The following is a 25,396-nucleotide window of genomic DNA, read 5'->3' on the forward strand; positions in this document are numbered from 1 at the left end:
TACAATGAGCGCAGGGCTTCGATGAAATATGTGATTCTCCATGCCGACGGGATGGCAGACCTTCCCCGGCAGGAATTGGGCGGACAGACTCCTCTTCAGGCGGCCTCGACTCCTCATCTCGATCGTCTCGCGAAAGAGGGAGAGCTGGGACTCTTGGCTGCGGCGCCCGAGGGCGTGCGGCGGGGGAGCGGGTTGATGGGGACGGCCCTCCTCGGATACGACCCGAAGAAACAATATCAGGGTCCCGGTCCATTCGAAGCAGCTAGCCTGGGCGTCGCCGTCGGCGAGCATGACGTGGTCTATCGTTGCACGATGGTTACGTTGCGGGCAGACGCGACCGCGGGCAAAGGTGGATTGGATGAGATTAAGAAGCTGGGGCCGCATGTGGTCATGGACGATGCGACGGCTGGCCTGATTTCGACGGAAGAGGCTCGTGAATTGATCGAGGCGATCAATGAACAGCTCGGGTCGGAGATGATTCAGTTCTATCCAGGCTTAGGTCACCGCCATCTCATGGTGTGGGTCAACGGGAAGTCGCGCGCGGTCTGTCAGGATCCGCAGTCGCTGGTCGGTCGGCCGATCGCCGAGGCCTTGCCGACGGGCGAGGGGGCGGACCATTTGTGGAAGCTCATGGACGCGTCATTTCAGATCTTGCGCGATCATCCCCTTAATGAGGAGCGCAGTAAGGCGGGGCAGAAGCCGGCCAATGGTCTCTGGCTCTGGGGCCAGGGCCGGGCCGTGTTCTGGCCCAGCCTGGCGGAGCGTTTTAAGATGACCGGTACGGTGGTGTCGCAGAGCGATGTCCATCGGGGGCTCGGCATGATGGCAGGGCTCGAAGCGGTGGATGGTGCGAGGTTGGCCGGCGGGGATCTGCGCACCCAAGCGGCGGTGGCGCTGGAGGACCTCAAGAAAAAAGATTTTGCCTATGTGCATGTGGAGTTGCCGGACGAGGTTGCCTATGGATCGGACGTCGCGGCCAAGGTGAAGGCGATTGAAGCGGTCGATCGCGAACTGGTCGGGCCGTTGCTTGAAGGGCTGGCCAAATCCGGTCCCTACCGCCTTGCGGCTTTCTGTGATGCGGGCAACGTGCATCAGGGTCAGGCGGCGGAGGGGCCGGGCTTCTTCGCCTATCGTGACAGTGCCGTCGATCCCTCAGCCGGAAGCGGACGAAAATTCACCGAAGCCGATGCCCAGGCGTCGACTGTGCCTCCGCGTGATGCGACGAAGTTCGTCGTGCGATTGTTCGCAAAAGGATCCTGACGGTCGTGGCGCTGATTGTTCAGAAATACGGGGGGACATCCGTCGGCACGATCGAGCGGATCCGTTGCGTGGCCGAACGAGTCGAGAAGGCTCACAAGGAGGGTCATCGGGTCGTCGTTGTTCTGTCTGCGATGAGCGGCGAAACGGATCGGTTGCTCAAGCTGGCCCACGAGGTGACATCGCTGCCGGACGATCGCGAGCTGGACATGCTCCTGTCGACGGGAGAGCGGGTGACCATTGCCTTGCTGGCGATGGCCTTGCGGGCCCGCGGGCTCGATGCCAAATCGTTCACGGGCCGTCAAGTTGGGATCATGACCGACAGCGCCCATACGAAAGCGCGGATTACCAAGGTGGCGGCTGAGCGCATCCGTGAAGCCCTGTCCAAAGGGGTGATCCCGGTGGTGGCCGGGTTTCAAGGGATCAACGAACAGTCGGATGTCACGACGCTGGGGCGCGGAGGCTCCGATCTGACGGCGGTGGCGCTGGCGGCGGCCTTGAAGGCCGATCGCTGCATCATCTTTACCGACGTCGATGGGGTCTATACCTCAGACCCGAACATTGTGCCGGCGGCGCGCCGCATCGACAAGATTTCCTATGAGGAAATGCTGGAGATGGCCAGTCTGGGCGCCAAAGTGCTGCAGAGCCGCTCGGTTGAATTTGCGGCGAAGTTCAATGTGCCGGTGGAGGTGAACTCCAGTTTCAAAGAAGGAAAGGGGACGCTCGTGACGCGTGAAGATGAGGATATGGAGGCGGTCGCGGTGTCGGGAGTCACCGGGGATCGGAATCAGGCCAAAATCACGATCGTGGGCGTGCCGGACAAGCCGGGCATTGCATCGAAAATTTTCGGGCCGGTGGCCAAAGCCAATATCAATGTTGATATGATCATTCAGAATATGAGCCAGTCCGGCCTGACGGATATGTCCTTTACGATTCCACGGGTGGACATCTCGAAGGCCATGCCGATCATCCAGGATGTGGCGAAGGGGATCGAGGCGAAATCGGTGGCCGTGACCGAGGCGATCGCTAAGGTCTCGTTGGTCGGCGTCGGGATGCGTTCCCATTCTGGGGTTGCGGCCAAAATGTTCGAGGTTCTGGCGCGGGAAGGCGTAAACATCCTCATGATCAGCACGTCGGAGATCAAGATCTCCTGCGTCATCGATGAAAAGTATGTGGAGCTCGCGATGCGTTCGCTCCATACCGCGTTCGGACTGGATCAAGCGCCGGCCGGGAGCCGACCAGCAAAGTAACGACTATTGACGATGTGAGTTTCGGCAACATTGTCTACTCACGGTAGAGTTTTCTATGGCTCGAAAAACACCTCAATCAGGATCTTCGAAAGGCAAGCAGGCCACGGCGTCAGCGCCTGGCACGACTGCTCCTGCCGTGAAGCCGGCATTGGAAATCTACGACACGACGCTGCGCGATGGTGCCCAGGCCGAGGACGTCAGTTTCTCGGTGGAAGACAAGGTGCGGGTTGCGCAACAGCTAGACGGGCTGGGCGTGCAGTTCATCGAGGGCGGGTGGCCCGGCGCAAATCCCAAAGATATCGAGTTCTTCCGGATGATCAAGACGGTCCCGTTGCAGACGGCGACGGTCGTGGCCTTCGGCTCGACGAGAAAAGCCAGCAACGCGGTACAGAACGATCAGAATATTAAATCGCTGCTGGATGCCGAGACCTCAGTGATCACGCTCTTCGGGAAGAGCTGGTCGCTGCACGTCACTGACGCGCTCAATATTTCTCTCGCGAAGAATCTCGAACTCATCAGCGATTCTGTGGCCCATCTCCGCTCGAAGGGCCGGAGACTGTTCTACGATGCGGAACATTTTTTCGACGGCTATAAGACGAATCCGGACTATGCGCTGGAAACCATTCGCCAGGCGGTGGCAGCCGGCGCCGAACGGGTAATTCTTTGCGACACCAATGGCGGGACGATGCCGTGGGAAATCAAAGAGATTTGCGAGGTCGTACGGCGTGAATGCGCGGTGCCCCTGGGGATTCATGCCCACAACGATTGTGAAATGGCCGTCGCGAACTCGTTGATGGCGATCGAAACCGGCATCCTGCAAGTACAGGGGACGATCAACGGGATCGGCGAGCGGTGCGGCAACGCCAATCTCTGTTCCATCATTCCCAATCTTGAACTGAAGATGAAACGTCCGGTGCTGGGAGATCGCTTGAGCCATCTCAAGCGGGTGTCCGGATTCGTGACCGAAATCGCGAACCTCATGCCCAACACGCATCAGCCCTACGTGGGAGATTCGGCCTTCGCCCATAAGGGCGGGGTCCATATCCATGCGGTGCTGAAGAACCCCGCGACCTATGAACATGTGATTCCGTCGTTAGTCGGGAACCGCCAGCGGATGTTACTCTCGGATGCGGCAGGCCGGAGCGGGTTGATGGAAAAGGTCGAGGCTTACGGGATCAAATTAGACAAGGATCACGCCAAGTTACAAGAGTTGATCGATGTACTGAAGGAGCGTGAAAGCCAGGGCTACCAATTTGAGGCGGCGGAAGGCTCCTTCGAGTTGCTCATGCGGAAAGCCATGGGGACCCATAAGCCTTCCTTTCAACTTCTGGGGTTCCGGGTGATCGTCGAGAAAAAACAGGACCAGGGCGCCATGTTGTCGGAGGCCACGGTCATGGTGAAGGTCGGTGATGTGGTGGAGCATGCGGCAGCGGCAGGAGCTGGCCCGGTCAATGCGCTCGACCATGCCTTGCGGAAAGCCCTGGAAAAGTTCTATCCCCAGCTCAAAGAAGTCAAACTGCTCGATTATAAAGTGCGGGTCTTGTCGGCCGATCGCGGAACTGAATCGAAGGTTCGGGTCTTGATTGAATCGGGCGATCACAAGGATAAATGGGGCACCGTCGGCGTCTCCGAGAACATCATGGAGGCGAGCTGGCAAGCGCTGGCAGACAGCATCGAGTACAAATTGCTCGCCAAAGACCACTGAGCGTGAGCGAATCTTGCATATTTGCCCTTGACAGTCCCTCTAACCTCACGTAACTTATGGCGAAACTGCCCATTGGGCGAGTCGGCTTGAGAGACGACCGTTCGAAAGGTTTGCAGCGGCATCGGAGGGGGAAGCATGAGGAAGGCGGATATCGCGAACGAAATCTACAAGCAGGTTGGTATTTCGAAGAACGAAGCCGCAGATATCGTCGAACTTGTGCTGAACATGCTGAAAGAAGTGCTGCATAAGGGCGAGTCGGTCAAGATTGCCGGATTTGGAAATTTTGTGGTGCGGAGTAAAGGGGCACGGAAGGGCCGGAATCCCAGGACTGGCGAAGAAATCGGGATCACGCCCCGTCGAGTCGTGACCTTTCGCCCCAGTCAAGTATTTAAAAAATACGTCAATTCATAAGACGTTCACTCACCTTAACTCATCCCACCACGAGGACCGGTCATGGGGAACGAGCCCAGGCTGGGCAGCAAGGTTTTTTATAAGATCGGCGAAGTCAGCCAGATCGCCAAGTTGCCAGCCTATGTGCTGCGATTCTGGGAATCGGAATTCCCGTTTCTCAAGCCCAAGAAAAGTCGTGGGAATCAGCGGCTCTATGTCAGGCGTGAAATCGAAACGGTGTTGGAAATCAAACGGATGCTGTACGAAGAGGGCCATACCCTCGCAGGCGTCAAGCGTTATTGGGCCAGGCGAGGTCGGGTAGCAAGTCAACGGATCCGCCCCAAAGAACTGGCGCAGAAACTGCGGGGGAATCTCCAGGCGATTCTCAAAATCCTGGAATCGTATTAAGCCCCACGACGGTCCTGATTCGTTGTCCCCTGGCCGGTTGCATTCTGGGCGCCTCCAGAGAGACAATGCAGGAGACGGTGAAATTGAATAGAGCGTGTCGGGGCGTGGCGCAGCCCGGTAGCGTACTCGCTTGGGGTGCGAGTGGTCGGCCGTTCAAATCGGCTCGCCCCGACCAAAATAAAGAGTGCTGAGGACTGAGACGAACAGGATAGCCGCGGACTCGGTTCCCAGCACTCAGCACTGAAACAGAGAGCTGCCGCCGGCAGCTCTTTTTGTTTCTGAAAGACCGATGCGAATTTTAGTGACCAACGATGACGGGGTTCTTTCGCCAGGTTTGACGGCGCTGGCCAAGGCCTTAGCCAAAGTCGGCGAGGTCTGGGTCGTGGCGCCGGATCGTGAGCGGACCGCCGCGGCCCATGCGGTGACGCTCCATAAACCGCTGCGCGTGCAGGAGTTGGGGAAGCGGATCTATGCCGTCAGCGGCACGCCGGTCGATTGTGTGAATTTGGCCGTGCTGAAGCTTCTCCCTGCACCGCCCGATCTCCTTGTGTCCGGTATCAACAAAGGCGTGAACCTTGGCGACGACGTCTTATATTCCGGCACTGTGTCGGCCGCGATGGAAGGGACGATCCTCGGTATTCCCTCCATGGCTGTCTCGCAGGAGGGGCAGGAGCGGTTTCATTTCACTGCGGGAGCTCGCTATGCCGTTCGCATCGCTCGATTGATTCTCAAAGATGGTTTGCCGGACGAAACATTGGTCAATTTGAATATTCCTGATCGGCCCTTCTCGGCCATTACGGGCGTGCGCGTGACCTGTCTCAGCCGCAGGCGGTTCGATAATCCGATTATCGAGAAGGTCGATCCACGAGGCAGGACCTACTATTGGATTGCCGGAACCAGAGTGTCCTGGAGCCGGAGCAAGGATGCGGACCACGAGGCGTTGGAGCAGGGGGCCGTCTCGCTTACGCCTGTGCATCTCGATACGACGAACCACCGGGCGTTGGAGCGATTCCGTAAATGGGAAATGGGGCGCCGTCCTGCTGCGGCGCCGAAGCCAAAAGGTAAGAAGAGGAGCTAGGGTCTGTGGGGAATCTGATCGAAGCGATCATTACGGAACTGAGCCGGTTTATCGTGTCGATGATTTCGACGTTCGGCTACACCGGCATTTTCGTGACCATGGCCATTGAAAGCGCCTGCATTCCCTTGCCTAGCGAGATCATCATGCCCTTCGCCGGCTATCTCGTATCATCGGGCCAGTTCACGATGCTGGGCGTGACCTTGGCCGGCGCAATTGGAAACGTCGCTGGTTCGATTGTGGCCTATTATGCCGGTGTCTGGGGTGGTCGGCCTTTCGTCGAGCGATACGGTCCCTACATGCTGGTGTCGCGAACGGATATCGCGACGGCGGATCGCTGGTTTGCCAAGTATGGAGAGGCGGCGGTATTTTTCGGCCGAATGCTTCCTGTTGTCCGGACCTTCATTTCGTTGCCGGCGGGCATTGCCGGCATGAATATCTATCGGTTCATCCTCTTCACCTTCCTCGGCGCTTTGCCCTGGTGTTATCTCCTGGCCTATATCGGCGTGAAAATGGGAGAAGAGTGGGAGCACCTGCGCGACTATTTCCATCAGTTCGACGTCGTGATCGGCTTGAGCTTGGCGCTTGGCTTGGGCTATTTTCTCTGGTCCCATTGGCCGAAGCGCCGCGTGAATCCGGAGCTGTAACCGCCCATGCTCTCGCTCTACAACACGCTGACCGGAAAAAAAGAGCCGTTCCACTCGCTCCAGCCGAAGCACGTCAAGATGTATGTCTGCGGCGTGACCGTCTACGACTATTGCCATATCGGCCATGCGCGGAGCGCGCTCGTGTTCGATATGATCCGGCGGTATCTCGAGTTCAGCGGTTACCAGGTCGAATTCGTCAAGAACTTCACCGACGTGGATGACAAGATCATCAAGCGGGCGAATGAACGGGGCGTCTCCTGCGACAAGATCACGGCAGAGTTCATCGAAGCCTATTATCAGGACATGGGAAAGCTCGGGGTTCGGCGAGCGACGAATGAGCCGAAAGCCACCGAACATATGGCCGAGATCATTCAGCTGGTCGATACGCTGATTCAGAAGGGTCTGGCCTATCCAGTAGCAGGCGATGTCTATTTCCAAGTCGAGAAGTATCGGGACTATGGGCGCCTTTCGAAGCGTAAGCTTGAAGATTTGCAGGCCGGCGCACGAGTGGATGTGGATGAGCGGAAGCGTCATCCGATGGACTTCGCGTTGTGGAAAGGCAGCAAGCCGGGCGAGCCGTCATGGGAGAGTCCCTGGGGGCCAGGGCGTCCCGGTTGGCATATCGAATGTTCCGCTATGGCGATGCGGCATCTGGGTGAGACCTTCGACATTCACGGCGGGGGGATGGATCTCATTTTTCCCCATCACGAGAATGAAATCGCCCAGTCCTGTGGCGCGACCGGGAAAGAATTTGCGCGCTACTGGATCCACAACGGGTTCGTGCAGATCAATCAGGAGAAGATGTCCAAGTCTCTGGGGAATTTCTTCACGATCCGTGAGATTTTTGAAAAGTCTGAGTGGCCGGAAGATATTACCGGAGAGATGTTGCGGTATTTTCTACTTGCGACCCAATATCGAGGCCCGCTCGATTTTTCCGATCACGCGATCAAGGAAGCCAAGCAGGCCTTGGACGGATTCTACGATCTCTTTCAGCGCCTGCACGAGGCGGGAGGTCGCGCCACGGGCGAGCCGGAGCTGGTTCCTGCGATCGATCGGGCGCAGGAGGCCTTTCGGCAGGCGATGGACGACGATTTCAATACGCCAATGGCGATGGCGTCGCTCCAGAAGCTCCGCAGCGACGTAAATAAATTTCTGGAGCAGGGCCTTTCGGCCGAGGGGCGGAGGTTGGCCGATGCGGCTTTCCGATCGTTGGGAGCTGTGCTCGGCCTGTTTCAATTGGAGGCATGGCAGTTTAAACTTACAGCAGGTGCTCCATCAGAGAGGGAGGGTTCGCAGACCGTTCTGGCGGACCATGAGATAGAAAGTAAGTTGGTTGAACGCAATGAAGCCAGGAAACAGAAAGATTTCAAGAAGGCCGACGAGATTCGTCAGTTCCTCGCCTCCCGCGGTATCGTCATCGAAGATAAGCCCGACGGCACCAGTCGCTGGAAGCGATAGTCCTCCGGATCTGATCTACGGGCTGCATGCGGTGCGCGAGGCCTTGCGTGCCGGCACGCGTCCGTTGCAGCGGCTGATTTTGATGCGAACCGATCGGCAATTTGCCGATCTCGTGCAGCTGGCGAAGGTCAAGCGAGTCCCCGTTCATATCGAACCCCCTCCGGCTTTTGCGCGATTGGTGCCGACCGGGAATCATCAAGGCGTCATCGCGTATATCGCGGCCAAATCATTCAGCACGACGGAAGCGATTCTCGGCCGGGCAAAGACGCGAGGCGAGAAGCCTTTCCTGGTGCTTCTCGACGGGGTCGAAGATCCTCATAATTTAGGCGCGGTCTTGCGGACAGCTGAAGCGGCCGGTGTTCATGGGGTCTTTATTCCGGAACGTCGCGCCGTCGGTCTGACGCCGGTGGTGGCGAAGGTCTCAGCCGGGGCGATCGATCACATTCCCGTCGGCTGCGTGGCCAATCTGATTCGTTTGATTCAGGATCTGAAAGAGGAAGGCCTCTGGGTTTATGGCGTCGATCCGCAGGCGGAGAAACTCCACACCGACATCGACATGACCGGGCCGATTGCGCTGGTGTTGGGAGGAGAGGGAGAAGGGATTCGTCCCGGTGTGCTGGGGGCCTGTGACGACCGGATCAGAATTCCGATGCTGGGGAAGGTGCAGTCGCTCAATGTCTCGGCTGCCGCAGCCGTCACCCTGTTCGAAGCGGTCCGCCAGCGCCGCAGAAACGCGGCGCCAGCGGTGAAGCCTACCGAATCTTGATCGTTCCGTCCTGGATCGCCGTCTTCAGCAGCTGAGCGGTATTCGACACCCGCATCTTTTTCATCATGTTGGCCCGATGTGCTTCGACGGTCTTGACGCTGATCTTGAGCCGCTGCCCGACTTCCTTATTCTTAAACCCGGCCCAGATCAGTTCAAGGATCTCCTGCTCCCGGCTCGTCAGCGACTCGGGCCGCTTTTTGCGGGGTGGCGGGGCGACATTGGTCCAGGAAGGGCTGGCTTTCGTCTTTGCTTTCGTCTTTGCTTTTGTCGTCGGTGCGGTCCGTGCCATTATCGTATTCTCCTTTGACGCGCGAAATGTTGCCGTATAATAAACGTGCCGGAATAACTCGCAAGGACAAACCCTTGCTGAACACATAAAGATTATAAGGGACGTTTGCGCTGGAAGTAAATCGCAGGATATTGGCCCTAGTGCTACTACCTAGTAGTGTTTGTCCGTGATGCGAAGCAAACTGGTCATTTGAAGTTGCTGCTGGTAGTCGAGCCGATTATGCATGAATGGATTCTCTATCTTGTGGTTGGGATCTTGGGTGCGCTAATCGGCAGCTTCTTGAATGTCTGTATCTTCAGGCTGCCGCGAGGCGAATCGATCGCCTGGCCCGGCTCCCATTGTCCTTCCTGCGCTCATGCCATTGAGTTCTACGATAATATCCCTCTGGTTAGCTACCTGTGGCTTGGGGGCTGCTGTCGATCTTGCCGCGCGCCAATTTCAGCGCGGTATCCTCTCGTCGAGGCGGCCAATGTGCTGGGCTATCTCACCATCGTCTGGTTCTTCGGCCCCGGCTGGACGGCTGCTTTCTATGCTCTGTTGTTTTCATCGCTGGTCGTGGTGACGGGGACCGACCTCTCCCATAAAATTATTCCCAATGTCATTACTGTGCCTGGAATGGTGATCGGACTTCTTGGGGCAGCCACGGTTTTGCCGGTGGGTTTGATCAATGGGGTGCTGGGCCTGGCGATCGGAGGCGGGATCCTCTGGCTCCTGGCCTGGGTGAGCCCCTATTTCTTCGGTAAGGAGGGAATGGGAGGTGGCGACATTAAGCTCCTGGCTATGATCGGTGCGTTTCTCGGCTGGAAGCCCGCCTTGCTGACGATCATGATCGGTTCGTTCGTCGGATCCGTTATCGGTATCAGTTTGATAGCGCTACGCATCATGAAGCGTGACGACTATATCCCCTTCGGCCCATTTCTCGTATTGGGGGCCCTCCTCTCCATGTTTTTTGCCCAGCCGCTCTTCGATTGGTATCAACTCCTCCTCGGTCCGGTTATTAACTAATACTGCTCCCCGTATCCCTTCAGGGGAATCCCTGTATCTAAACAGCAGAGTCCTTTTTCATGGGTCCGCTGTCCCATTTCCGCACGATTTTTCGCGACTGCGAGAAATCGTGTGGACTTGCGGCACGTTCCGCGTTCATTCCGGACGAGCAGTAGCGCGTTTGGATGTCGGTCGGCGTGGCATGGGTTTTGGAGTCCTGGCCATTCTCTTGAGTGGAATTTTTCTGTGCGAGGGACCATGCCGAGGGAATTACAGATCGGGGCGCAGGGTTGGAGTTTGACGGAGCTCCTCATCGTACTGGCGATCACGGGCATGATGGCTGCCCTGGCTGGGCCGAGTTATCGGGCCATGACGGCAAGGGTTCAGGCGCGGAATGTCACAGTCGAAATTGCTTCGGAGCTCAGGCTGGCCAGACAACTGGCGATAGCCAGGAGAGAACGTATGCGGGTCGTGTTCGATTGTGAGAGCCGCACCATTACGCTTCGACGTGCGGACACCGATGGCTTCCTGCATCTCTATCAGTATGGCAACAAGGGAGTTGCCGTGGAGGAGCCGACCGCCGGGCCTGAGCTCTTGTTTCATCCCAGCGGTCGGGCTGCGACCCCCACCACCATTCGCGTGCGAGACAGTCAGGGGCGTGAAACGATATTCACTGTCAGCATCACAGGAAGAGTGTCTGTCTCATGACGAGGGGTTGGTGTATTCAGGCAGAGGGCGGGGCCAGTTTTGCCGAAGTGCTTGTGGCCATGACGCTGACGTTGATCGGGTTGGTCGGGGCGATGGGATCGTTCCAGGCAGCAGAACGGAGCCTTCGAAACGGGACATGGGCGACACGGGCCCTGGCAATGGCGGAAGCACGGATCGAGGCCAAGCGATCGGTGCGATGGGATCGCCTCTTGCTGGACGATTTGAATCACGATGGCGTTACGGATCTTGTCATGCGTGACGATGGGGCAGAGGGTGATGTGCTGGCTGGTGATGGAGTGTATTCCGGTAGTTGGGACCAGGATAGTATCCATCTGGTCTGGACCGTAACGCCGAGCCGTTCCGGTTCGTTGTTGGATTCAGGCCATGTTTTTCTTGAAGCTCGCGCGGTTTATCCAGAGGGTGTAGGTCAGCGTGAAGTGCGTATCGGCACTCTGCGGGCCAATCCGTCGTTCGTCGGACGTCAATAATAGGTTGTCACTCGGAGCAGATAGGATGTGGCCAGGACGGCAGGTAAGAGGTTGGTATCGAGTGGGGCCAGAAGCAGGGGCGAGCCTGAACGAATTGATGTTTGCCATGGCGGCAGGGCTGGTCATCCTCGGCGTCACGCTTCAAAGTTTGTCCTATTTCCAGCAACAGTTTGTGATGCAACAGCGTGGGGTTGCACAGCAGCAAGATCTTCGCCTCGGGCTGGAAGTGCTTGAGCAGGAATTGAGGCTTGCAGGCCCCAGTTCTGTTATCACGACGGCTCCGGACTCAGTAGAGTTTTTTGCGAACCTGCAAGGTCTCTCGACGACGGTCACAGCAGCGGTCGGGATTGGCCAAACAGTGTTGCCGGTCGAAGATGGGCGAGGGTGGGATAACAGGAAAACTGTGGCTGTCTGCTGGATGGACCGTTGTGAGAGGCTCACCCTGGCTCGCGATGGTCAACGGCGCTTGCTCACGGTGACGCAGCCCCTGGCCCTGGCGATTCCATCCGGTGCCTTTGTCTCCCTTCAGAATCGTATCCGCTATTACAGCCGCCGCGACGACCACGGTATTCTGAGGCTGATGCGGCAGCTGGATGGTGGCGCGAGCGTGCTGGTGGGAGATATCACGGAGGCGCGGTTCTCCTATTGGGATGAGCAGGGGCAAGCTGCAACGGAGCCAGCGCTCGTCAAGCTGGTCGTCGTCGAAGTGAGTCTGTCCGGGCAAGGGCCTCGTGCGATTCGAGCCATGAGCCTCCGGACGTAACGGAGGCATTTCCATCAATGGGGTGGCTGTGGGGTGGGGGAGCATGTATGAGCCGGTGTGAGAAAGGTCACGTGCTTCTCGCATCACTCATGTTGATCGTCTTGCTGGGTATCGCGGGCATGACGGCTTTGTATTTGGCGAGTCAGGATGGGGCTGGCGTCAGCGCCATGAAAGAAGACAAGGTCGCGCAGCAGATGGCCGATGCGGGAGCGGATTTTGTGATGAGCTGGTTCCACGATCCGGTTGCCGCGCCGGCATCGGTTGCCGGATTGCTTGTGAAGCGCCAGGGAGACCTCGCTAGCGGGCCGTCGTTCTTCGATGGAGCCGGGCGCTCTCAGTTTGCCGGGACGATTGACCGCCCCGATATCCTCTTCGATGCGGTGAATCAAGCGGACAATCAGGCGCTCAACGATTCACCCGGCGGCTTCTCCCATGCCATGAGAGGACTCGGCCGTATTCTGAAGATGAAAATGTATGGTCCTTTGCAGCCTGGCCTGTTGAGTACGGTCGAGGTGACGGCTACGACGGCTGATCGTAGACCGGTTGCGCGAACGGTCCAGCTTCAGTTCGGGGCTGTGACGATTTCCGCAGTTCGTGCGGCGCTGCAGGTTGGACGGGCCCTTGGAGCCATGCAGGCCGGTGCTGAATCTCCGGTCCTGCTGCATTGGGGAGACCTGAGAGTCATGGGGGATCTTTCGGTGAAGCGAGTTGAGGACCTGGTGGTGAAGAGCAGTGCGGCTCCGGTCACTGGCCAATCCTATGGCGAGATGCGGTCTGTGCAGGATCGATGGAGCGACTATTGGATCGGCGGTACGGTCTTCGTCACATCTCCACCGCCCGGTCAGGAAGTGAGCGCTCCTCTCCCGTCGAATGTTCATACGCATCAAGACCCAACGCCCGGTGTCCGGCTCGATCAATGGGACTATGAGCCACTGAAGAAGCTTGCGCGTCAGATCGGCCGCTACTATCGACTCGACTATTTCGGGCGACTCCATCCGCTCGGGGCGCTGGAGTCGGATCAAGGAATGGCCTCGGCGGAGGTACTCGAGTCTCTATCGGTCGGCAGCCATCAGGGGCTGGTGTTCATCGATACCCTCGACGGGGAAGCGCCACGCCCAGATAATCTGGGTACGCTGGTGTTGGATACGGACTATTTCGAAGGGCTTCTCGTCGTGCAGGGTCATGTGGTGCTCAGACCCCGCGGGACGGGGAAATCTGTCCCGGCTTTGAGTCCAGCACCGGAAGGGACGAACTCGCTGGGCGCGCGAGTGCCGGTGCAACTGTCAGGCATTCACGTGAACGGAGTGCTCTGTGCCGCCGGCACTATCATGCTCGAACGGTCCACCCGCCTGTATGGCGCACTGATCGCAGGAGAGACGGTGACGGCAGCTGGAGCGGTGGCGGAGGTCTGGTACAACGCCGATCTTGCGCAGGGGCTTTTCAAAGGACTTCCGGTCGTGTACCGAGCGCCGGGAACTTGGCTGGCAAAATACTAGCAGGATGCTGAAAAAGCCCGCCAGCTTCGTTCTCACATCGTTCAGGTCCTCAACGTGCCTAAAGGGCACGTTGAGGTCCTTCACTCGCTGTGGCCTTGCTGGACGGACTTTTTGAGCATCCTGCGGGACCACTCTTCGGGTGGCTAGTGGTTCAACATAGTTGCCCCATAGCCTGCTACATGCTGGGAGGGAGTATGAGGGATTGGACATGATCGGCGAAACCGATATTCTGAGCGGCAGAAGGGGTAGCAAGGCGGAGGGGAGCCGCGGGATAAAACCCTCTCGCACGATCGAGCAGAATGTCCTGGACTCGCTGGTCTATCGCGGGATCATCAGCCAAGACGATGTGCTGGCGGCGCTCGATGATGCGAAAGACGGCAGTCTCGATCTCGAAACGCTGCTGCTCGACCGATATCGCGTGCCGAAGGAGGCATTGGGCGCGGCGCTGAGTGATTTCTACCAATGTCCCTATTTGCCCTATGACGAACGAACGGTCATCGATGCCGACCTGCTGAAAACACTCAACCTCGACTATCTCAAAAATAATCTCTGGCTGCCGATTGCGCGCCGAGGCTCGCTCATTGATGTGCTGACCAGCGATCCGCACGATCTCGACAAGGGCTGGGATGTGCGGCGTACCTTTCCCGGCATGACCATTCGTTATGTTGTGGGGTTGCGCCGGGACATCGAACAGTTTCTTCTGCTGGCGACAGGGCAGGGGATGAGTGGGTCCATCGGCGCCATCCTCGGTGAGTTGACCCATGAGATCCCTCATGAGTCCGCCGTCGAGCCCCTCTCTGGCGGGATCGACGAGAACGACTCAGCCATTGTGAGGTTGACGAATCAAGTGATCGTCGAAGCTGACCGTCTCGGCGCATCGGACATTCACATCGAACCCTACGCGGATCGGAAAGACGTGGCGGTGCGTTTGCGCGTCGATGGCACCTGCTTCACCTATATGAGGATTCCCGCAGCCTACCGGAGGGCGGTTGTGTCGCGCATCAAGGTCATGGCCCATCTCGACATTGCGGAGCGGCGCAAACCCCAAGACGGCAAGATCCGGTATCGGCTGCCGAAGGATCGAGAGATTGAGCTCCGCGTCGCCACCCTGCCTACGTCTGGACAAGACGAAGATGTCGTGTTGCGCCTCCTCACAGCCAGGCAGCCGATGTCGCTTGAGATGATGGAGTTCGCTCCAGCCGCCATGCAGGCCCTTCGAACCTTAGCGGAGAAGCCGCACGGGATCATCCTCTGCGTCGGGCCGACCGGATCCGGCAAGACGACGACCCTGCATGCCATCCTCAAACATATCAATACCGACGAACGGAAAATTTGGACGGCTGAAGATCCCATCGAGATCACCCAGGACGGGCTTCGCCAGGTTCAGGTCCACCCGAAGATCGATCTGACGTTCGCGACCGCGATGCGCGCGTTTCTGCGCGCTGATCCCGACGTCATCATGATCGGCGAGATGCGTGATAAAGAAACGGCTGATATCGCCATCGAGGCTTCCCTCACGGGCCACTTGGTGCTGAGCACGCTCCATACGAACAGCGCCGTTGAGACGGTGATCCGGTTGCTGGATCTCGGCTGCGACCCGTTCAACTTTGCCGACGTGATGTTGGGAGTGCTCGCCCAGCGCCTCTGCAAAAGGATTTGCAGCCAGTGCAAGGAGGCCTATCATCCGAGTCGGCAGGAGTATGACGATCTGGCGCAGGGGTATGGAGCGTCGGCCTGGCCCATGCTCGACATCGAGTATCGATCTGACTGGAGTCTGTACCGTGGCCGAGGTTGCGAATCCTGCAACCGAACCGGTTTCAAGGGCCGTGTGCCGATCCACGAACTCTTGATCGGCTCGGACGAGATGAGGAGCCGTATTCAGTCCAAGGCCCGTTCCGCCGAAATACTGAGCCTGGCGATGCAGGAAGGCATGACCACTTTGGTTCAGGATGGTATTCGGAAGGCGCTCCAGGGCCTGACGACCTATCGGCAGGTCCGTGCTACCGCTATGAAATAAGCAGTCCCACTTACGCGTCATTCCAGCTCAACTCATTCCAGATCGCCAGCCTATCAGCTGTCTCTCTCCACCGTTCGCAGGCGGGCGCACGAACGGCCTGTGTCGAGCGCCACTACTCAATAACCATGCGGATCACGCTAGAACCGCGAGCAACCGCCCATCCCGTTGGACGGCGATCGTTCGCGGTGGACAGAAACCGTCCGGCGGTGGACAGAAAAATGGCCGAATCTCTTTCCGCCCATCGATAGAGCGGCCTGCTAAATCAAACGGTTAGGGCGAGGGATGCTGTGTTTTAGACGGCATGCCCCTTGCTCACCATTACAGACTCGCCATGTGTAATTTTTCAATTTCAGAGACGATCGCGCGATCCAAAGCAAGCCCCGAGGCAGGCTTTACGCTTATCGAAATGATGATCGTGAGCGCGATCATCGGCATTAGTTCGGCGCTAGCGGTGACGAACTTTTCAGTCTGGCACGCGCAGTATCAATTGAAGCAGGCGGTAACGGAAATTCAAAGTCAGTTGAACATGTCTCGCATCGCTGCGATGAATCGAAATGCCGTGGTCAATGTGAATCTGACGTTGAGCGGCGGGCTCGTCGAACTTTCAGCAAGCGATGGCTCGGGCTCGGTCATTGGTTCGACCAAAATGATGGGGAGCGTGACGGGGCTGAATCCCGCCCCGGCGGCCGTGGCGTTTTCTCCGCTTGGAATCAGATCGGGAGGCGGAGTTGGCAATCAGCAGATTGTCCTCTCGAATAACCGCGGGCTCTCCTATGCGGTTCGGATCACTCCGCGAGGGAAAGTCACCTGGTGCCCCGATTCAACTTGTCCATAAATTTTACGATTGAGGCTGTATGGTTCAGGACGCACAGACAACGAGGGAACAGAACGAGGGCGGGTTTTCCCTGATCGAGGGCATGGTGGCAAGCGTGATTCTGGCCATCGGCGTGCTGGCTTTATCGACTATGCAGATGTTCTCGCTGGGTCGTAACGTTGATGCGAATGAAATGACACGCGTGACGAATTTCGCCGCCGACATGATGGAGCGGATCCAATCCAATCGGCGCAATGTTACAGCCTATAACGGGATTGATACGTCCGTGGCCTGTGCGATCGATTCTGTGGCGCAGCCGACGGCGCGGGGAGATTGTGATCAATGGAGCGCTCTGCTCACCGGGAGCTTTGCCTCAGGGGTGGGAGGGCTCCGCGGCCAGGTTGCGGTGACGCCGACAGGGCCGACGAATCCTTCATTGAATATGAGTAGCGTCATCGTGACCGTGACATGGAGCGGAGCTGCCGGGGTCGGCAAGATCGCCCGGCAACGGCAGGTCGTGACCACGACCGTAGTCGCTCCTGAATGACTCTGAATGTAGGGATATGATGAATGTGATGATGGAAAGCAAAAACGGACGGGCTGCGGACTCACCCCTGGCGCTGGAACAGGGGATGACGCTGATCGAATTGATGGTAGGGCTGGTGGTGGCCATGGTGGTGACCGCCGCGGCCTTCACAATGCTGATTACGACTCAAAAGGCCACGAAAGCCAACGATCAAGTGGTTGAGACGCAGCAAAATGTGCGCATTGCGATGGACCTGCTGTCCCGCGATATCAAACTGGCAGGATTCGGCATGACGGGGCCGGTCGGAGCTTGTGCGACGGCCATCGTTCCGATGGACCAGACGCCTGCTGGCGTTGATCGGGGGCCCGACTCTATTCGTCTGTTAGTGCCGATCGGAAAGTCGAGTACTCCCGCCTGGAGCCTTATGAGCGGGATCGGGGGCACAGCCAGCTTCAACCAGGTTACGCTTCCGACCGGCGCCGTGGCAGATATGGCGACGGAGGCAGGCGGAAGTTTGACCGGCGCGGTTGTGACGATCGGAGGCGTCGCTACGGTTTCCGTCACCTCCGTTACCGGCAACAGCCTGAACTTTGCGTCGATCCCTGCGCCGACAGCCTTTCCTGCCGGCATGCCGGTGTATCTGCTGCAATGCGTGACCTACTCGATCGGGACCACGGTCGCAATCTGCAGCGGGGATGCGCCCTGCCTGCTTAGAAATGGCGTGTCCGTCGCCGACGGAGTCGAGGACATTCAATTCGCCTATGCCTGCGACGGGTGTAATAACGCGGTCAACGGGGGGGCTGCTGACCGAATCATCGACAACCAAGGGGGCGCCGCCGGTTTCGATCAGGCGGACTTCATCACCGATAATACGTGGAACGTTGCGCCCATGACACCGGACAAGATCCGCTTGGTGCAGGTGAGTATCGTCGCGCGGCAAACGGACTCAGACCAAGGATTGGGCGAAGGACGAGGCGCCGCCTCCCTTTCGCCGACCGGCTTGCAGGTGAGCGACCATAACCATGCGCAGGGCCTCTTTGCTGCGGGCGATTTCGCCGGGCTGAATCCTCCCTATTCGGACTATCGTCGGCGCGTGCTGACCCGAACGGTTGAAACGCGCAATCAGCGGATGTGAAGGAGTCACGACATGAGGGGCAGGAGTTTGTTGTGTAATAGCGGAAACCGGGCGGTGAATGAGCAAGGCGTTGCCATGCTGACCGTTCTGCTCATCATGCTGATGATGACGGTGCTGGGTGTCGCCGCTCTCACGGTGACCGGATTCGAAAGCCGGATGGCCGGCTTCGTGACCTCGACGGAATCCGCCACGACTGCGGCAGAGGCCTGTACCGGGACTGCCGTCAATGTGCTCCAGCAGACGATTGATCCCTATGTGGGTGGCGGGACCGTGCCGGCAGCTTTTTTGAGCAATGCCACTCCTGCCGGGCCTGTCCCCCAAGCGAATGCAACGGTGTTGGGTCAGGAAATCATGGGCCAGCTCGACAACAACCTCGATGTACCGGTCGGTACAGGCGCAGCACCCAATTTAGATCAGACGGTCGGGGCCTATCGGGTGAGAGGCGACATCGATCGGCTCTATCTGAAAGGCAAGGCAGGGTCCGGCATGCAGCAGTTCGCAGGCTATGAGGGCACGGGAAACTCCGCCGTCGGGTCATCCGATGTGTATTACCGGGTCGATTGTATTGCGGAGAATACGGCGACGGGAACCTCCGCGCGAGTCACAGCGGTCTATGCCTGTACGCTTACCGGAGAGACCTGTCAGAAATGAGGCAAGACATGGAAGGTCATGACACGATGGATTCAACTGAAATTGAGCCATCCGCGGTCCGGCTGAGGAGCGCAATCTGTGCGCTCGCCATCATGCTGGCTCTGCAGGAAGGAGCGGCGCCGAAACTTTTCGCGCCGATTGCTTGGGCTGAATCGTCGAATGCCGAGTCCCGTGGTTCTTTAGAGGAAGGTGAAATCACAGGAGTCGGTCAGGCCACTCTCGATGTGCAGGGCACGACCTATCGTCTGCACCAGAAAATGACCCTTTTGGATGATGAAGGTAAGCCGATGGAATGGAGCCAGCTCAGGCCGGGGCTGATTGTTCAGTACCAGCTCAAAGAAGGGGCCCTTTATAAGATCATCGTGATCATACCGAGGTAAGAAAGCTACGTGAGCCGTGCCTGTCAGCCTCAACTAGGTGGAAGAGCCGGTTGGGTGCATGACCGATAGGAGGTGAAAGTACAATTATGAAAACACGATACACCAATTTTGGTGCGACAATTATTTGGCCAGGACTCTGTGTGCTGGGGATGATGCCGCTTTGTTTCCCATTGGAAGTCAAGGCGCAGGCGATGGCGGATTACACGTCCACTCCACCGTTCATCGCCGACGCGGTGCCTCCGAACGTTTTATTACTGATGGACAACTCCGGCAGTATGGACAGCTCAGCCTATCATGACAACGCCGAAGCGTACAATTCGAGCAAAGACTACAACGGTTATTTCGCACCCACGAAGTGCTACAGCTACGGATCCAATAAATTCACTCCTGGAGCCGATAAGGCTGCAAGTGGAGACCCTTGCAGCGCCGGGGCTCCCTGGCTGGGTAGTTTCTTGAACTATCTGACGATGACCAGGATCGAGATCACGAAGTGGGTCATGATGGGTGGCAAATGCGCACCTCGAGCGGTGAACGGTACCTGTTATCCGGGGGGGACGTTGGTTCTCGAGTCAAGCCCGTCAAATTCCATCGACACTGTTTCCTCGACTGGCGTCAGTCCCTATACGGGGAACAAGTGTTACAGCCGGTCTGGCAGTAACCTGCTTGTGCGAGCTTCCGGTTGCGGGGGCTCGTCTACCTCTTACACACTCAAGGCTGAGATTGCGGCGGAGCCTGATGGGATCATTCAGGCGGTGGGAAGTAAGGCCCGGTTTGGCCTGATGGAGTTCAAGGGCGCCGGTGACGGTGGAAAGGTTTTAGCGGATATCGGCGGCAATATTACTTCCCTGGTCAATGCCATCGAATCTACCACTGCTTCAACCTACACGCCCCTGGCTGAATCACTCTATGAGGCTACGCGTTATTTCGCGCAGCTTGCTCCGGCCTATACCAACTCGGACTATTCCTACAATGTCACCAGCCGCGATCCCTATTATTTCAAGTCTCCCGATTGGAGCTCTACTCCGCCAGGCAACTATGTGACTTGCTGTAAAAGCTTCGTCATGATCTTTACCGATGGTGAGCCGACGCAGGACACGAACGTTCCTGCGAGCTTGCAGGACTATGCCCATTCCTATCACGCCGCGCACTGTACCAGCACGACGACGACCACCTGCGCTGGGCATAAGACCGATTATGCCTCCAGCGGCAAACATTATCTGGATGACGTGGCCTATTACGCCCATACGACGGATCTTCGCCAGACGACTTTGCCGGTGCTCAATGAGGCAGGAAAGGATTTGGCCGGGTTCCAGAATGTGACGGTCTATACGTTTTATGCGTTCGGTGAGGCGATCGGGCGGGAGATCTTACAAACAACGGCCAAGACCGGGGGATTTGAAGACCGAAACGGGAACAATCAGCCGGACTTAGTCGAAGAATATGACAAGGTGAACAATTATACCGGCGCGCAGGGCGCAGACGGCCTTCCTGACACTTATTTCGAATCGGCCGATGCCGACGACCTCCGGGACAAACTCCTTTCCGCCATCACCAGCATTCTCCAGCGCAGCGCCTCCGGAACAGCCGTCTCGGTGCTCGCGACTTCATCGACCGGCGACGGGTCGCTGTACCAATCGTTTTTCTATCCCCTCACCTACGAAGGGATCAGGGATGTTAAATGGACTGGCTATACCCAGGGCCTCTTCCTGGACACCTACGGGAATCTTCGTGAGGACACCAACGCCGACGGGCGGCTGGTCTACACCGACGATAAGATCGTGCGGACCAGATTCGACGTGGCGACCAATACCGTGTTCGTCGATCGCTATCACGACAACAACGGCGACGGGAAGGCCGACAGCGCAACCGCTTATGAATCGATCGGGTTGCGCGATATGAAGCCGGTCTGGGAGGCAGGCAAACGTCTGGCCTTGACCGATCCGGCGAATCGAACGGTACTCACCTGGGTGGATCTCAATAATAACGGCTTGGTCGATGCGGGGGAGCAGCTCCCGTTCACCACAGCTAATTCCGCCACCTTGAGTCCTTACCTCAGGGCCGGCGCAGCTCCCTATACGGCCGACAATATCATCAACTTCATTCGCGGCACCCAGGTCAGCGGTCTGCGCGACCGGCAATTGACTGTGGGAGCCACGCTTGCCGTGTGGAAATACGGAGATCCGATCCATTCCACGCCGACGGTGATCGGGCCGCCGAAAGAACGGTTTGACTTATTGTACGGCGATTCCACCTACACGGCGTTCTTTCAACAGTACAAGAACCGCCGCCTGGTGGCCTACCTGGGTTCGAACGACGGGATGATGCATGCCTTCAACGGCGGGTTCTATCATCGAGGGGACGACCCCTCCACTGGCTCAGCCGTCGAGCATGGCTGGTTCACCAAAAACCCGACGGACAATACAAGCGGCCAAACATTGGGTGACGAGCTCTGGGGTTTCATTCCCTATCAGTTGCTTCCCCAGCTGAAGTGGCTGACTCAGGCCGACTATACCCATGTCTATTACGTCGACCTCAAGCCGAAGGTGACCGACGTGAAGATCTTCTGCGACTCCACGACCGGGGTTACGACAGGCTGTATCAACGGGCAGTCGTCGTCCCATCCCAATGGCTGGGGCACGATCCTGATCGGTGGATTTCGCATGGGCGGAAGTTGCGGAGCCTGCGCGGCCTCGACCGGCGCACCGACGATGACCGTGAACATCAGCGGGACGAATCGTAACTTCTATACGGCCTATTTCGTGCTGGACATCACAGACCCGGAAGTTGCGCCAAAACTGCTGTGGTCCTTCAGTTCATCAGCCCTCGGGCTCTCTACCAGTTATCCTTCGATTGTGCGGACCAGTCCCGCCGCCGATACGAAGACGGACAATACCAACGCCAAATGGTCTGTCGTGTTCGGCTCCGGCGCCACAGGCTACGGAGGAGAGGCCGGGCAAGGCGCCAAGCTCTACTCGGTCGATCTTGTGGCAGGGCCGGGGGCTGGCAACAGTCTGGTGACGACGATGGCGGCCGGCACATGGAATTCGTTTATGGCGGATCTCATTACCGTGGATAAGAATTTAGACTATCGATCCGATACGGTCTATGTGGGGCGCACGATCGATCCGACCGACAGCGGTCGTGGATCCTGGTCGGGCAAGATGTACCGGCTGACGATGGGGGCCTGTGCTGCGGCGCCTTGTTCGACTGCCACATGGGGAATTGCGTCTGGCGCCAACCGCGTCCCGACGGAAGTGCTCGATACCTTCCCGCCCAGCGGCACGATCCGCAATATGGGTCCGATCGTGTCCTCGCCGACGTCGACGCTCGATGATACAGGGAAGGTCTGGGTCTTCTTCGGCACGGGCCGCTACTACAGTACAGTCGACAAGACCAACTCAGACACCCAGTCCTTTTTCGGAGTGAAGGACTCTGTGGCCGGTGCAACCTGCACCCAGAGTACCACCACGAATTGTCTCGACAATGATCTGGTGAACGTCTCAAGCGCGCAGGTCTGCGTCCTGAGCGTCGGAACGTGTGGCGGGGCAACCAGCCAGGTGACTGGTGTGACCGGTGTGACCACTTTTACCGGCACGGGGACCACCTCGTTGATCGGGTTAGTGCAGAGTAAGGACGGGTGGTATACCATGCTCCCTGCGGCCCGTGAGCGTGTTTTGGTGAATCCTACGCTCGTGGGAGGAATCGTCTTCTTCCCCACGTTTATTCCGAACGACGATATCTGTAGCTCTTCGGGGACGAGTAATCTGTACGCGCTGTTCTATTTGACGGGGAGCGCCTATACGGAGTCGATTATCGGCACGACGGCATCTGGCAGTAACCAGACCGTCAATCGATCCATGAGTCTCGGCAGTGGATTGGCCGCCCAGATGGCCATCCAGCTTGGCGGCCAGGGCAGCGGCAGCGGCGGTAGCGGCAACGGCAGCGGCTGCCAAGGCGGGGCGATGGGCTTTATTAATACGAGTTCCAGCACGATCGTCCAGCCCTGCACAAACTTGGCGAACTCAGTGCGCAGCCGCTATATCGCCTGGATTAACCAGCGAGAATAATGTGAAGAGGCGTCAATCTGCATATCTGTTCCTTTTTGCCCTGGGCGTGATAACCGCCGCCTGCACCGCTGAATCATCCTCCGAGGGAGGCAGCGGTTCAGGCCTGTCAGGGAATCACCTTCCGGTGATTCATGAGGCCACCGTTGCTCCGTCCCCCCTCGTGCTGGCTGCGCCGATTTTCGTACAGATCCATGCTGAGGATCAGGACCGTGATGCATTGACCTTTCACCATCAGTGGGTGGTGAATGGCAATCCTTTGCAAGGGCAGACTGATTCGACCCTGCCGCCCGATCTTCTCAAAAAAGGAGACCGGGTCAGTGTGGAGCTTGTTCCAGATGATGGTAAGGAGCGCGGCGCGATCTATCGCACCGCCGAGGTCGCGGTCATCAACACCCCTCCGATCATCTCATCTCTCTCAGTGCGGCCTCAGCCGGCTAAGCCAGGGGACAGGCTCGAAGCGTTCGTAGAGGTAGCGGATCCGGACCGCGATAACATTGAACTGTCCTTTCGTTGGTGGCGCAACGCCACGGTTGCCCAGGAGGGGGAAGGAGCCGTTCTCGATACCACGGGTTTCGCTCGAATGGATATTGTGACGGTTGAGGTGACGCCGCGAGACCGGGCGGCCGTTGGGAAACCGATAAAATCGAAACCGCTCGTGCTGGGCAACAGTCCCCCGGCGATCCTGTCGACTCCTTCCGCTCCGGTCGGCAGGGAGCGTTATGAGTATGCCGTCAAAGCCATCGATCCGGAAGGGGACCGTATTCGCTATCGGCTTGAGACGGCTCCTCCCGGGATGACGATCGAGGCGGATACGGGCCGTATTGTGTGGCTCGTCGCGCCAGAACTCACCGGCACCTACAAAGTTCGGGTGGTGGCCGAAGATAGTCAGGGAGGGACGGCCTTCCAAGAGTTTGACGTGACGCTTGCGAGATAGATTTCGTCGAAATCAGGGGGGCTAAGATTCCCTTGCTTGCCTGCCTTATTCCTTTCCCTTGTCACGGCTTTTCCCGGTTTGTTAGAATGGGCACATTCTTATTAAGGAGAGGCCCCGCTCATTACGCGTGCGCAAACTTAAACTACGAGAAGGCACCAACACCGCCGTCCTTTTCGGTCACCACGACCGGCACCTCAAGCTGATCGAGGATGACCTTGGCGTGCGCCTCTCGGCGCGCGGCGAAGAACTCACCCTCGACGGTACGCCAGACGCGACCCGCCATGCCGAACGTATCCTCACAGAATTGGCCTCTCTGGCCAACGAGGGCATGGTGCTTCAGCCTGAGGACATTACCCACGCCTTGAGCGCGCTCCGGCATAGTCCCGAGACCCCGATCAAAGAACTCCTGTCCAGTTCCGCCGCGATTGTCACCAAGAAACGATTCGTCGCGCCGAAAACGCCGACGCAAAAAGCCTATATTGAAGCGATCGAGACGCACGACATCGTGATCGGCATCGGTCCGGCCGGCACAGGCAAGACCTATCTGGCGATGGCGATGGCGGTGAGCGCCTTGATGAAGAAAGAAGTGAGTCGCATTATTCTGGCGCGACCGGCGGTTGAAGCGGGCGAGAAGCTCGGATTTTTGCCTGGAGATATGTATGCCAAGGTGAATCCCTATCTCCGCCCTCTGTACGACGCGCTGTTCGATATGATGGACATGGAGCGGGCGACGCGCGCAATCGAGCGGGGCGACATCGAGATTGCGCCGCTCGGGTTTATGCGAGGCCGTACGTTGAACGATTCGTTCGTTATCCTCGACGAAGCGCAAAATGCGACCGCAGAACAAATGAAGATGTTCCTCACGAGGCTCGGGTTCCATTCCAAGGTTGTCGTTACCGGCGATATCACTCAGGTGGATCTGCCGCCCGAGCGGGTTTCCGGCCTGATCGAGGTGCGGGAGATTTTGCGCGACGTCGAGGGGATCGAATTCGTCTATTTCGACGAGCGCGACGTCGTCCGCCATAAATTGGTACAGGACATCATCAAGGCCTACGATCAGCATCAGGGTTCCGCTCAGTCTTCCAACGCGTCGGGACGGCGTATGTCGTCTCACGGCAAACCGCCGAAGCCTGCCACTCCTTCTTCACCGCTCACGGACTCCTGGGGCCAGTCTCATTAATGCCAGTC

At 58.0% G+C, this 25,396-nt stretch carries 23 protein-coding genes, 1 tRNA gene and 1 pseudogene; 24 read left to right on the forward strand and 1 reads right to left on the reverse strand.

Annotated elements, in window-relative coordinates; all coding sequences use genetic code 11:
• Positions 1-21: 21 nt before the first annotated feature.
• The 10 genes and pseudogenes from apgM (at position 22) to rlmB (ending at position 8,956) form a co-directional block, all read left to right on the forward strand.
• Positions 22-1,260, forward strand: a complete 1,239-nt coding sequence (gene apgM / locus NT179_12610) for a 2,3-bisphosphoglycerate-independent phosphoglycerate mutase (GenBank protein ID MCX5722852.1) — start codon at positions 22-24, stop codon at positions 1,258-1,260.
• Between the two features lie 5 nt (positions 1,261-1,265).
• A complete protein-coding gene (locus NT179_12615; GenBank protein ID MCX5722853.1) occupies positions 1,266-2,507 on the forward strand; it encodes an aspartate kinase in 1,242 nt (413 codons plus the stop codon).
• A gap of 55 nt (positions 2,508-2,562) precedes the next feature.
• Positions 2,563-4,212: a citramalate synthase gene (gene cimA, locus NT179_12620; protein ID MCX5722854.1), complete on the forward strand. Its 1,650-nt coding sequence runs from the start codon at positions 2,563-2,565 to the stop codon at positions 4,210-4,212.
• A 135-nt stretch (positions 4,213-4,347) separates the two neighbouring features.
• A pseudogene (locus NT179_12625) lies at positions 4,348-4,617 on the forward strand (integration host factor subunit alpha).
• Between the two features lie 48 nt (positions 4,618-4,665).
• A complete protein-coding gene (locus NT179_12630; protein MCX5722855.1) occupies positions 4,666-5,010 on the forward strand; it encodes a MerR family transcriptional regulator in 345 nt (114 codons plus the stop codon).
• Between the two features lie 98 nt (positions 5,011-5,108).
• A tRNA-Pro gene (locus NT179_12635) sits at positions 5,109-5,185 on the forward strand.
• A 114-nt stretch (positions 5,186-5,299) separates the two neighbouring features.
• Positions 5,300-6,088: a 5'/3'-nucleotidase SurE gene (gene surE, locus NT179_12640; GenBank protein MCX5722856.1), complete on the forward strand. Its 789-nt coding sequence runs from the start codon at positions 5,300-5,302 to the stop codon at positions 6,086-6,088.
• A 14-nt stretch (positions 6,089-6,102) separates the two neighbouring features.
• A complete protein-coding gene (locus NT179_12645; GenBank protein ID MCX5722857.1) occupies positions 6,103-6,732 on the forward strand; it encodes a DedA family protein in 630 nt (209 codons plus the stop codon).
• 6 nt (positions 6,733-6,738) lie between these two features.
• Complete coding sequence (gene cysS / locus NT179_12650; protein MCX5722858.1) at positions 6,739-8,190, forward strand: cysteine--tRNA ligase; 1,452 nt, start codon at positions 6,739-6,741, stop codon at positions 8,188-8,190.
• Between the two features lie 13 nt (positions 8,191-8,203).
• On the forward strand, positions 8,204-8,956 hold the full coding sequence (gene rlmB, locus NT179_12655) for a 23S rRNA (guanosine(2251)-2'-O)-methyltransferase RlmB (GenBank protein MCX5722859.1): 753 nt from the start codon (positions 8,204-8,206) through the stop codon (positions 8,954-8,956).
• On the opposite strand, the gene NT179_12660 is transcribed toward rlmB, so the two are convergent.
• The gene (locus tag NT179_12660; GenBank protein MCX5722860.1) at positions 8,943-9,245 is read right to left on the reverse strand and encodes a LuxR C-terminal-related transcriptional regulator; all 303 of its coding nucleotides are present in this window, start codon (positions 9,243-9,245) and stop codon (positions 8,943-8,945) included. The two genes, rlmB and NT179_12660, sit on opposite strands and share 14 nt — an antisense overlap.
• A gap of 219 nt (positions 9,246-9,464) precedes the next feature.
• Here NT179_12660 and NT179_12665 point away from each other — a divergent pair, with 219 nt between their 5' ends.
• The 14 genes from NT179_12665 to NT179_12730 all read left to right on the forward strand — a co-directional run bounded on the left by NT179_12665 (position 9,465) and on the right by NT179_12730 (position 25,388).
• Entirely contained in the window at positions 9,465-10,250 is a 786-nt protein-coding gene (locus NT179_12665) for a prepilin peptidase (GenBank protein MCX5722861.1), read from the forward strand.
• A gap of 237 nt (positions 10,251-10,487) precedes the next feature.
• A complete protein-coding gene (locus tag NT179_12670; GenBank protein MCX5722862.1) occupies positions 10,488-10,937 on the forward strand; it encodes a GspH/FimT family pseudopilin in 450 nt (149 codons plus the stop codon).
• Entirely contained in the window at positions 10,934-11,425 is a 492-nt protein-coding gene (locus NT179_12675; GenBank protein MCX5722863.1) for a hypothetical protein, read from the forward strand. Before NT179_12670 ends, NT179_12675 begins: the two co-directional genes overlap by 4 nt.
• Positions 11,426-11,486: 61 nt before the next feature.
• Positions 11,487-12,188 carry a hypothetical protein gene (locus tag NT179_12680; GenBank protein ID MCX5722864.1) on the forward strand — a complete coding sequence of 234 codons (702 nt, stop codon included), beginning with the start codon at positions 11,487-11,489 and terminating at the stop codon, positions 12,186-12,188.
• Between the two features lie 47 nt (positions 12,189-12,235).
• On the forward strand, positions 12,236-13,684 hold the full coding sequence (locus tag NT179_12685) for a hypothetical protein (protein ID MCX5722865.1): 1,449 nt from the start codon (positions 12,236-12,238) through the stop codon (positions 13,682-13,684).
• Between the two features lie 208 nt (positions 13,685-13,892).
• The gene (locus NT179_12690) at positions 13,893-15,701 is read left to right on the forward strand and encodes a GspE/PulE family protein (protein MCX5722866.1); all 1,809 of its coding nucleotides are present in this window, start codon (positions 13,893-13,895) and stop codon (positions 15,699-15,701) included.
• A gap of 331 nt (positions 15,702-16,032) precedes the next feature.
• Positions 16,033-16,536, forward strand: coding sequence for a prepilin-type N-terminal cleavage/methylation domain-containing protein (locus NT179_12695; GenBank protein ID MCX5722867.1), 504 nt, complete (start codon positions 16,033-16,035; stop codon positions 16,534-16,536).
• A gap of 19 nt (positions 16,537-16,555) precedes the next feature.
• A complete protein-coding gene (locus NT179_12700) occupies positions 16,556-17,062 on the forward strand; it encodes a prepilin-type N-terminal cleavage/methylation domain-containing protein (protein MCX5722868.1) in 507 nt (168 codons plus the stop codon).
• Between the two features lie 16 nt (positions 17,063-17,078).
• Entirely contained in the window at positions 17,079-18,176 is a 1,098-nt protein-coding gene (locus NT179_12705; protein ID MCX5722869.1) for a PilW family protein, read from the forward strand.
• Between the two features lie 12 nt (positions 18,177-18,188).
• Positions 18,189-18,827 (forward strand): hypothetical protein, encoded by a 639-nt coding sequence (locus NT179_12710; GenBank protein MCX5722870.1) that lies wholly within the window; start codon positions 18,189-18,191, stop codon positions 18,825-18,827.
• 8 nt (positions 18,828-18,835) lie between these two features.
• Complete coding sequence (locus tag NT179_12715; protein MCX5722871.1) at positions 18,836-19,207, forward strand: hypothetical protein; 372 nt, start codon at positions 18,836-18,838, stop codon at positions 19,205-19,207.
• A gap of 86 nt (positions 19,208-19,293) precedes the next feature.
• Entirely contained in the window at positions 19,294-23,274 is a 3,981-nt protein-coding gene (locus NT179_12720; GenBank protein ID MCX5722872.1) for a hypothetical protein, read from the forward strand.
• 124 nt (positions 23,275-23,398) lie between these two features.
• Positions 23,399-24,208: an Ig domain-containing protein gene (locus NT179_12725; protein ID MCX5722873.1), complete on the forward strand. Its 810-nt coding sequence runs from the start codon at positions 23,399-23,401 to the stop codon at positions 24,206-24,208.
• 127 nt (positions 24,209-24,335) lie between these two features.
• The gene (locus tag NT179_12730) at positions 24,336-25,388 is read left to right on the forward strand and encodes a PhoH family protein (protein ID MCX5722874.1); all 1,053 of its coding nucleotides are present in this window, start codon (positions 24,336-24,338) and stop codon (positions 25,386-25,388) included.
• Positions 25,389-25,396: the final 8 nt, after the last annotated feature.

Source organism: Nitrospirota bacterium (assembly GCA_026387665.1).
Taxonomy (GTDB): Bacteria; Nitrospirota; Nitrospiria; order Nitrospirales; family Nitrospiraceae; genus Palsa-1315.